The organism is uncultured Succinivibrio sp., from assembly GCF_902756765.1.
Taxonomy (GTDB): domain Bacteria; phylum Pseudomonadota; class Gammaproteobacteria; order Enterobacterales; family Succinivibrionaceae; genus Succinivibrio.
The window spans coordinates 1-8,670 of the sequence record NZ_CACVSS010000080.1; the positions used below are offsets into that span (position 1 = coordinate 1).

12 protein-coding genes and 1 rRNA gene are annotated in these 8,670 nt (G+C 38.6%); 3 read left to right on the forward strand and 10 right to left on the reverse strand.

Annotated elements, in window-relative coordinates:
- A partial coding sequence (locus QZU45_RS09705; RefSeq protein ID WP_295354736.1) for a hypothetical protein occupies window positions 1-329 on the forward strand: 329 nt, incomplete at its 5' end.
- A 301-nt stretch (window positions 330-630) separates the two neighbouring features.
- Here the strand turns inward: QZU45_RS09705 and dtd are convergent.
- Entirely contained in the window at window positions 631-1,068 is a 438-nt protein-coding gene (dtd, locus tag QZU45_RS09710; RefSeq protein WP_295354739.1) for a D-aminoacyl-tRNA deacylase, read from the reverse strand.
- Between the two features lie 227 nt (window positions 1,069-1,295).
- On the opposite strand from dtd, the gene rpsU reads away from it, so the two are divergent.
- The gene (gene rpsU / locus QZU45_RS09715) at window positions 1,296-1,511 is read left to right on the forward strand and encodes a 30S ribosomal protein S21 (RefSeq protein ID WP_021888892.1); all 216 of its coding nucleotides are present in this window, start codon (window positions 1,296-1,298) and stop codon (window positions 1,509-1,511) included.
- Between the two features lie 131 nt (window positions 1,512-1,642).
- Here the strand turns inward: rpsU and QZU45_RS09720 are convergent, their stop codons facing one another.
- The 8 genes from QZU45_RS09720 to QZU45_RS09755 all read right to left on the reverse strand — a co-directional run bounded on the left by QZU45_RS09720 (window position 1,643) and on the right by QZU45_RS09755 (window position 7,681).
- On the reverse strand, window positions 1,643-2,776 hold the full coding sequence (locus QZU45_RS09720; protein WP_295354743.1) for a hypothetical protein: 1,134 nt from the start codon (window positions 2,774-2,776) through the stop codon (window positions 1,643-1,645).
- A gap of 238 nt (window positions 2,777-3,014) precedes the next feature.
- Complete coding sequence (locus QZU45_RS09725) at window positions 3,015-3,947, reverse strand: aldo/keto reductase family oxidoreductase (RefSeq protein ID WP_295354746.1); 933 nt, start codon at window positions 3,945-3,947, stop codon at window positions 3,015-3,017.
- Window positions 3,948-3,962: 15 nt separating this feature from the next.
- Window positions 3,963-4,892, reverse strand: coding sequence for a D-2-hydroxyacid dehydrogenase (locus tag QZU45_RS09730; protein WP_295354748.1), 930 nt, complete (start codon window positions 4,890-4,892; stop codon window positions 3,963-3,965).
- Between the two features lie 29 nt (window positions 4,893-4,921).
- Complete coding sequence (locus tag QZU45_RS09735; RefSeq protein WP_295354750.1) at window positions 4,922-5,908, reverse strand: Gfo/Idh/MocA family oxidoreductase; 987 nt, start codon at window positions 5,906-5,908, stop codon at window positions 4,922-4,924.
- Window positions 5,909-6,078: 170 nt separating this feature from the next.
- Complete coding sequence (locus tag QZU45_RS09740; protein ID WP_074841800.1) at window positions 6,079-6,363, reverse strand: Dabb family protein; 285 nt, start codon at window positions 6,361-6,363, stop codon at window positions 6,079-6,081.
- 10 nt (window positions 6,364-6,373) lie between these two features.
- On the reverse strand, window positions 6,374-6,643 hold the full coding sequence (locus QZU45_RS09745; protein WP_295354754.1) for a TIGR04076 family protein: 270 nt from the start codon (window positions 6,641-6,643) through the stop codon (window positions 6,374-6,376).
- A gap of 3 nt (window positions 6,644-6,646) precedes the next feature.
- Window positions 6,647-7,180, reverse strand: a complete 534-nt coding sequence (locus QZU45_RS09750) for a nitroreductase (RefSeq protein ID WP_295354757.1) — start codon at window positions 7,178-7,180, stop codon at window positions 6,647-6,649.
- Window positions 7,181-7,189: 9 nt separating this feature from the next.
- Window positions 7,190-7,681 carry a GNAT family N-acetyltransferase gene (locus tag QZU45_RS09755; RefSeq protein ID WP_295354762.1) on the reverse strand — a complete coding sequence of 164 codons (492 nt, stop codon included), beginning with the start codon at window positions 7,679-7,681 and terminating at the stop codon, window positions 7,190-7,192.
- Between the two features lie 183 nt (window positions 7,682-7,864).
- Here QZU45_RS09755 and QZU45_RS09760 point away from each other — a divergent pair, with 183 nt between their 5' ends.
- Window positions 7,865-8,527, forward strand: a complete 663-nt coding sequence (locus tag QZU45_RS09760; protein ID WP_295354764.1) for an HMA2 domain-containing protein — start codon at window positions 7,865-7,867, stop codon at window positions 8,525-8,527.
- 55 nt (window positions 8,528-8,582) lie between these two features.
- Here QZU45_RS09760 and rrf read toward each other — a convergent pair.
- A 5S ribosomal RNA gene (gene rrf / locus QZU45_RS09765) occupies window positions 8,583-8,670 on the reverse strand; the annotation flags it as partial.

An 8,670-nucleotide genomic window follows, 5' to 3' on the forward strand; every position in this document is an offset into this window, starting at 1 on the left:
TTCTGGACAAGATGAATTCTGAGCTTGGTGCATATACCAAGGATGAGGATGGAGACAAGGCTTCCAGAGCTGTGATTTTAGTTAAGTATGCAAAAGAGGCTCAGGGACTTGGTGTTGATATTTCTAATTGGGCTGGCTCTAAGTCTTCAGAGCAGGTGCGTGCTATAACTTCCGGCATTCAGCACATGGCAGAGAACTGCAACTCCGACAACCAGACACAGATGGTTAAGCTGCAGGACTTCATGGGCCAATACAACAGCTTTGTAAGCGGTGCAAGTGATCAGATTAAGAATGCAAATCAGATCCTGCAGGGCCTGGCAAAGAACTAACAGGCGGACTGCTGCATGTTGTTGAGCCTGGAAACACACTATCAGTAATAGACTGTATTGCTGGGTGGTTAATTCAGAAGACAACATGCAGCGTAACAGAGATAGAATACAGATTTCAATATATAAAGAGTTTTAAGCTGCGAGGGCTGATTTGCATGGCAGACATGAATTCTTTAAAGAACAGTTTACTCCTTATGTTTGTTTGTAAAGCCTGTAAATTTTTTACAGGCTTTTTTTTCGTCAAAACATAAAAAATACAACTGATGAAATCCAATCTCAGCAGAAAACAATACTAAGACTGTTATAGCTTGAGAATAAAGGTTACAGGCCCATCGTTTTCCAAAGCTACCTTCATATCCGCAGCAAATTCCCCGTGCTGAACTGTTGGAAATTTCTCTTCTGCATACTTCATAAACTTGTCGTAAAGTTCCTTAGCCTCAGCAGGTGGCATGGCAGGATCAAAGCTTGGACGGTTACCTGAGGCTGTATTGGCAGCTAAAGTAAACTGAGAGACTACCAGCACATTACCATTAACCTGAGATACATTCAGATTCATTTTCTCGTTTTCATCATAAAACATTCTATACTTTAAAATCTTATCGAACATCTTATGACATAACTGCTCATTATCATCTCTCTCAAGTCCGAGAAAAACAAGGATACCTTTATCGATCTCCCCTACCGCATTTCCGTCAACTACTACCTTCGCATAATTTACTCTTTGAAGCAGTGCAATCATTTAGCTTAATCCTTAGAAAAATGAAGTATTATCTAAAGCAATTAAACTACCACAAATCGCAAAGATATGCATCCTAAGATTAGTAAGGATCTGTGACAGAGATTACCGAAAAAATCGCATTTATTATTTACATTCGTATCGTTCTAATATATAATTCGCATGTTTTTTATCGTCATGAGACCTACTGTCTCAGACATTGGAATTTTATAAGTGAGGTGGTTTTCCACATGCCAGTCATTAAAGTACGTGAGAACGAGCCATTTGACGTTGCCTTAAGACGTTTCAAGCGCTCTTGCGAAAAAGCCGGTATTTTAGCCGATGTAAGAGCTCGTGAATTCTATGAGAAGCCAACAACTGTACGTAAGCGTGCAAAGGCTTCTGCAATTAAGCGTCACGCCAAAAAGTTGGCCCGCGAAAATGCGCGCCATACTAGACTTTACTAATCACGCATCTTTGTCGAAAGACATGGCTGAATTAGTCTAGTTGCTTGGTGCACTAGCTAAAATCTATCACTAGATTTAAATATAAAAAAAGGGGAAAGATAAATCTTTCCCCTTTCTGTTTTCTAAATCAGTTACATTATAAGTCCGTCGTCTTCAGCTGAATCTGCTTCCTTAGTACCGGAATCATCCTCTTCAAGCTGACCAACCTCTTCCCAGAAGGATGTAGCTCTTCCAATCCAGTTTATACTTACTGAAGAATTAGGATCAAAGCCAACACCAAAACCATGCTGTAGTCTAGGGATCAGAATAAACTTTGATTCAATCCCCATCTTATTCAGATTATTGATGGAGGATTTAAGAATTGTCTTGTTTACAATTCGGTCCTGATCTCCAACCACAATAACAGTAGGAACATCATTCTCAGATGGGTAATAGCTTAAAGGATAGCTAAAGATATTTGCTACAGGCTTTTCCTGAAGAGTTCCCTTTAACTCGCCTTTTTCTGAATTCTGTGTAACGTTAATAATCAGCTGAGCTCCAACAGCTGCGCCCCATAAGGAATACTTATCTTTACGTACCTTCAGCTTATCTGCATTGTTTTTAACAAAATTAATTGCAGTAATTAAATCCTTTGAACCTTTAATCAGATTTCCTGATCTGTAGGAGAGGACGAACGCATTGAAGCCTGAGTTGCAGATACGCAACGCAATTGGCAAGCCTTCATGAATTGTACTGCGGTAGCTGTAACCACCAGGAAGAATAATAGCGAATGGAGCATTTTCATCACCTCTAAAGAAATACAGTCCAGTATCAGCTAAAGTAGGATCTGCCTTGATATCCTCTTTAGAATAAATTGGATAAAACACTCTTTCTTTGTTTTCTATTTTAGTTGCCAGGTAATCCAGGCTTTCAAGAGTGTTATCTGTAGTTATATTATGATGAATTGACATAATATTCTGCAATTCATCAAGATGAACAGCCAAATCAGACTGTTTAGTATTTGGCATCAAAATCTGAGCAAATGGTTTGAACCCAGGATAATTCAGAACATCCTCAATGGTATTCTTAGCATTGAAATGTAATTCCTTGCTTTTATGTTCTGCATTAGACTTGCTTCTTCTGAACCTTACTGCAGATTCATCATCAAGAAGCACGTTGTAGTAATTATCACTATCGCCAATATCTGCAGATACAGGAACTACCGACTGAGATGCTAAAAGCACAGATCCAAATAGTATTGCCAGATAATGTAATCTAAACTTCATACAATCTTACTCAAACCACATCATTTCTAAAGAAACTTGGTTAATTCTCTATTTTGTACAAGGAAAATAACAGTTTCACATACTACATATGTTAGAAGAGAAATGTGCATTTTAAAAATAACAAAACATAAGAATTTGAGCTTGGTATAATTTATTTGTAATGTATTTGCGCACGGAAGCAGTTATTCAGATTAATAAGCATCCAATCCGTATTTTCTTTTACCAAGCTCAATAAATTTTATGGAAGGAAGTTGCCTGCAGCAAGATAAAGCTCATACCACTCATATCTGGAGAGTTTTACATCACAGGCTTTTGCGCTTTCAACCACGCGGTGCTGCTTGGTAGTACCAATCACAGCCTGCATCAGAGCAGGATATCTCAATACCCAGGCAATAGCAACTGCCGTAGGTGTTGAATTATGCTCTAGAGCAATACGATTAAGAACTTTATTGAGTTCAGGATACTCAGGCGAACCAACAAATACCCCCTTGAAGAATCCATACTGCATTACTGACCAAGCCTGAACAACAATCTTATGGAGTCGACAGTATTCAAGAACGCCTCCATCTCTCATCACTGAAGAGTCACTGTCCATATTGACGGTATAACCTGCATTTAACATTGGAGTATGACAGATACTCAGCTGTACCTGATTAGCCGCAATCGGACAATCCAGACCAGTCTTAAGGAGTTTCATCTGCATTGGATTCATATTACTTACACCAAAGGACTTAACCTTGCCTTCAGAGTAAAGCTGATTGAAGGCTTCACCTATTTCGTCAGGCTCCATAAGAGCATCTGGTCTATGCAGAAGCAGACAGTCCATCTGCTCAATATTCATTCTCTTAAGAGAGCCATTGACGGCCTCAATGATATGCTCCTTTGAGAAGTCAAAAATTGTAAGTTTTCCTTCCTGTTTATGAATACCGCATTTACTCTGGACAATGAAATTATCTCTTAATGATGGATTCTTCTTAAATACTTCACCTAAAAGAGACTCTGCCTTTCCCTTTGAGTAACAGTCAGCAATATCAAGGAAGTTGATACCATTATCCTTGGCTGTATTCAACAAAGCATCAATTCCCTGAACATCAAGTTCAGGAATTCGCATCAGCCCCAAAACAACCTTGGAGGCCTTAGCATGATTGCAGCCAAATTCAATATATTCCATTTTTAATTCCTATAGTTAGTGAGAAACTTCATTAACCAGTTTTTCACCGTGAATAAAAGCTTTTACGTTTGATGATGAAATTCTGACGATTCGCTCTTTAGTCTCATCTAGGAAGAACCAGCCTGCAACATGAGGGGTCAGAAGAAACTTTGGCTCTGACCATAAGGGATGATCCTTTGGCAAAGGTTCTGGTGTAAACACGTCTGATGCGGCACCTGAAAGCTGACCTGAATGAAGAGCATCCAGCAGATCATCCTGATTCATAGCATCACCACGACCAACATTGATGAAATAAGCACCTTTTTTCATCTTAGAGAACAGCTTTTTGTCGAAAAGAGAGGTAGTCTCTTTAGCAGAAGGCAGAACATTAACAACTATATCTGCATCAGCTACAGCATTTTCTGCATCAGATAGAGCATACATCTCATCGATGTAGTCAGGCTTATCCTTGATATTACGTCTTATTCCTATAACCTTCTTGGCTCCCAAAGCCTTAACCTTGCGGGCATAGCTTCTTCCTATATCACCAAGACCGAATACGGCAATTGTTGAACCTTCAACAGAAATAATCTTGCCGCAGTTTGACCAGTCCTTATTATTCTGCTTGTCTCGATACAGATGGAAATGGCGAATTAGAGAGAAGGTCATAGCAAGAATGTGCTCTCCAACTGCAGGACTGAATGCTCCAACGCAGTTACACAGTTTGGTCTTAGGAGAAACATAGCCAAGATAATTGTCATATCCAGCTGAGTTCAGATTTATAAGTTCCAGATGAGGAGCTTCTTTTACAACTGCAGGAGGAATGTTACCCACAAGAATATTTACTTCCTTTAAATCAGCTGGTGTGACCTCCGAAGGCTTTTTAAAGGTAAGTTCCAGTTCAGGATCTTTATACATATCAATCTGACGCTGATTCAGATCTAATACTATTAGCACTTTTTTCATTTGCAGTTCCTTATGTTTTACTGTTTTCCTTATTCGAAAGGATATTTAATTCCCATCTGAGCTCTGATGGAATCCATGAGATTCATCATATACAGAATTCTTTCATGAGACATTGACTCACACTGGATTTCTCCGTTATTGATTGCTCTGCAGACTTCATCAACCTCGTACTCAAAACCAGTCAGCTGCTCTGGAGCCTTGATCTCTTTTATAAGATTATAAGACTTGTCAAAGACCTTCAAGGACTGAGGATTATTGATATTCTCAACCATGATAAAGCCCTCTGAACCATGAATCATGCCGTATCTGTCAGACACACCAAGAGCTGATGAACAAAGAACAGCCATTTTTGCTGTATCTCTATAAGTAAAGGTCACCGAATCAGACATATCCACACCAGAGGAATTCTTAATACAGGATGCTTCAACAGTATCAGGATCACCGAGAATCATATTGGCAAAGTTCAGTGCATAAATACCGACATCCAGAAGAGCTCCACCAGCAAGCTCTGGCTTTAACAGTCTTTCCTTGTGTGTCATGTTATAGCTTAAATTGGCAGTTACCATCATAGGCTGGCCAATTATGCCGGACTTAATCTCATTATCAATGAGTCTGCGCATTGGCTGATAGCGAGTCCATATTCCTTCTGTTATGAAAACATTCTTCTTTTCAGAAAGCTCAAGAAGATCTTTAGCCTGTTTAGCATTTACGGTAAAAGGCTTTTCACAGAGCACATTCTTTGAATGTTCTAGACAGCTTTTGCATTGTTCATAATGGAAATTGTGCGGAGTAGCGATATAGACAATATCAATATCAGGATCGTTATAAAGTTCTTCATAAGAACCATAAGCTTTTTCGATATTAAACTCGGAGGCGAATTGTTTAGATTTGTCTGATGATCTTGAAGCTACGGCTGCAAGTCTAACAATTCTATTACCAGAAGAATTCATTTTATTGATGGTGGTGGCCATTACTCTGGCGATACTTCCTGCTCCCAGGATCGCAAAATTAAGCATTAAATTTTCCTCACTATCTCACTTTTTTACTAATACAATAACATCAATTTATATAGCTTAAGACAAGATTGAGCAAGAAAAGTATTTAAAGGATGGAAGATATATCAAAAAATATATTTTTAAGAAATATGAATTTAATACAAGCTCTGCAATTGCAGAGCCTGAGAGAATTATTCCTCGAAATCTACAGCAACACGCTCTAAAGTGATGTCCTTACAGATACTTGCAACGGCAACATGACGAGGATCAGTTGCATATGAATTCAGGTCTTCCATTGAATCAAATTCACAGATAAGAGATGCAGAGAATTTCTCTTTAGGATTGATATTAGCACCAACCTCAAGAGATTTTAGAACCTCGATCTGTCCAACAAGACCTCTTAGACCATCAAGGAACTGATTCATCTGAGCTTCGGTTCCTTCCTTGAATTTCCACATTACTACGTGTTTTATCATCATCTCCACCTTAAAGTTTTTTGTCGATTTTTTCTATTTTAAAAACGTTTATAGTCTCTACATCCGGACAGCAGAAGGTTGCACAGCCATCGTCCTGATGAGGAATTTTTCCGCCATAACGAAGAATATCTATATAGGGGAAAGCCACATGACAGGCCATGGGACACAACAGTCCCCGCTCTGTATCAAAGTCAAAGGTATCTCCTACCTTATGCCCTCGATGGCAGGGATGTTTGCCAAGCCTGTCGATTATAGTTATTCTTATTTTAGGTCTAGCCATAATTTAGTCAATATAGAATTCTCTTTGAGGGAGGCGAGGTGCAGCTGCAGGCAACTCACCCTCAGGGTAGCCTAAAGCAAGATGACCTACGCCAATAAACTCATCTGCATTTAAACCTATAGAGTGGAAGATGTCCTTGTAAACATCATACTTCAAACCTTCCTTGGCACGATTAATCCAACATGATCCCAGACCAAGAGAATGAGCTGCTATCATCATGTTGCCCAAAGCTAAGGTTCCATCTGCAAAGGCTGTCTTTTCGTTAGCCTTTAGGGAGCCTGCAACAAGGATAATAACAGGAGCTCCGTAGAATGTATCAGTATTTGGGCTGCCCATAATCTCAGCATTAACCTTGGTAATTTCAGAAATCAGATCTTTATTAGTGATTGTAATAATTACAGGAGCCTGCTTGCCTTTACCTGATGCCGCATAAAGTCCTGCCTCTACAATCTGTTTTAACAGATCTTTTGATACCGCCTGATCCTTATACTTTCTTACAGAACGTCGTGTTTTTATACATTCAAGAACAGATGCCATCTTAGACTCCTAGATTATTTTGTATAGATTGGTAATTGATAGTAACTTGCCGAATTTTCTTCCGGTCTCAGGGATCGTCCCGCCATCCTCAAAACCAAAAGATTTAAAGAGGTTAAGGCTTTTCTCGTTGTCTGTTGTAATAACTGCAATAATGTTATGAAGGTCATCTCTAGTTTCTGCATATTCTAAAACATATTTACAAAGTTTTCTTCCGATTCCCTGTTTGCGGTAATCTTTATGTACGTAAAGGGATATCTCTGCAGTCTGAGCATAGGCATCGAGATATCGGTACGGAGATAAAGAGCAGTAGCCTACAACCTCCTGAGAATCATTAACATAAACAAAGATAGGATGATTGGAATCATTGTGAGCTAAAAACCATTTGAGACCAACAGAATGATCTCTAGGCAGAGTATCAAAGGTAACAGTAGTATTTAGAACCTCATGATTATAAATTTTGTTTATAGATGCAACATCATCTAGAGTAGCGTTTCTAATCATTTTTAAAGTTATTTAAAAGAATTGAGTAAACACATTCAGAGTTTTACAGTTTTAAATGAGAAAAGCGTCAAAATGCATTTTTCTCCCTATATTCTATAATATTGTGAAAGAAAAAATCTTTTCAATATCTCAGTAATTAATACAATTTTACAAAATAATTTAGTTAAGAGGATCGGTAGAGTAATGAAAAATACCATGAGACCTGCTATGTTAGCCTCAATAGGAATCCCTGTATTACAAACAATTCTAAGTAAAAATCCTTTAAAAGTATTCTCTGCAGACAGAATAAAATTCAAATGTTTGTCACAGATAAAAGGAAGAAGAAGATACAAAAGTGATCTTCTAAAACAGGAAAAATTTGCAAATGCCTTAAAAGAAAAAATCGAGTCTTTTAACCTACTAAAAAAACTAACAATAAATCCTGTTACAGGATCAATGTTGCTTGAATACACATGTCCTGAGGAAAAGATTGATGAAATGATGAATGCACTTAATGAACAAAGTAAGAAACTAAGTGAAAAAAAGCAGCATCCACAAAAATCAAGACCAAATAAAGGACAAAGGATAGCTAAGGGAGCAGTGGGTGCTACTACCGCATTTATAGGAGGAAAAGGAGCATCCTCTTTGGGCAAAGGAATGGGAAGAGGCATGGGAATGAAAGGAGGAGCAACATCTTTACTCCCTTCCCTATTATCATCCTTTAATCTTATAGGATTATCCGGAGTTGTTGCTACAGCCTGTCTTGCCTGGGGTGGTTATAAGCTTATAACAAGAAACCAGATCCCCGTAGGACCACAGCTAGTATGGTTCGGCTACAAGGCAATCGAAAAAAAAAAAAAAAAATAGGATGTAGAGACGAAAAAACCGAGATGCAAAAACATCTCGGTTCTTCAAAAGGGATGCCTGGCAGTGACCTACTCTCACACAAACGTACGTTGCACTACCATCGGCGTTACTGCATTTCACTTCTGTGTTCGGAATGGGAACAG

Bases quoted from the DNA above. Each gene is read 5' to 3' on its own strand.
- dtd (WP_295354739.1), bottom strand. From the start codon at position 1,068: ATGATTGCACTGCTTCAAAGAGTAAATTATGCGAAGGTAGTAGTTGAC.
- rpsU (WP_021888892.1), top strand. From the start codon at position 1,296: ATGCCAGTCATTAAAGTACGTGAGAACGAGCCATTTGACGTTGCCTTA.
- QZU45_RS09720 (WP_295354743.1), bottom strand. From the start codon at position 2,776: ATGAAGTTTAGATTACATTATCTGGCAATACTATTTGGATCTGTGCTT.
- QZU45_RS09725 (WP_295354746.1), bottom strand. From the start codon at position 3,947: ATGGAATATATTGAATTTGGCTGCAATCATGCTAAGGCCTCCAAGGTT.
- QZU45_RS09730 (WP_295354748.1), bottom strand. From the start codon at position 4,892: ATGAAAAAAGTGCTAATAGTATTAGATCTGAATCAGCGTCAGATTGAT.
- QZU45_RS09735 (WP_295354750.1), bottom strand. From the start codon at position 5,908: ATGCTTAATTTTGCGATCCTGGGAGCAGGAAGTATCGCCAGAGTAATG.
- QZU45_RS09740 (WP_074841800.1), bottom strand. From the start codon at position 6,363: ATGATAAAACACGTAGTAATGTGGAAATTCAAGGAAGGAACCGAAGCT.
- QZU45_RS09745 (WP_295354754.1), bottom strand. From the start codon at position 6,643: ATGGCTAGACCTAAAATAAGAATAACTATAATCGACAGGCTTGGCAAA.
- QZU45_RS09750 (WP_295354757.1), bottom strand. From the start codon at position 7,180: ATGGCATCTGTTCTTGAATGTATAAAAACACGACGTTCTGTAAGAAAG.
- QZU45_RS09755 (WP_295354762.1), bottom strand. From the start codon at position 7,681: ATGATTAGAAACGCTACTCTAGATGATGTTGCATCTATAAACAAAATT.
- QZU45_RS09760 (WP_295354764.1), top strand. From the start codon at position 7,865: ATGAAAAATACCATGAGACCTGCTATGTTAGCCTCAATAGGAATCCCT.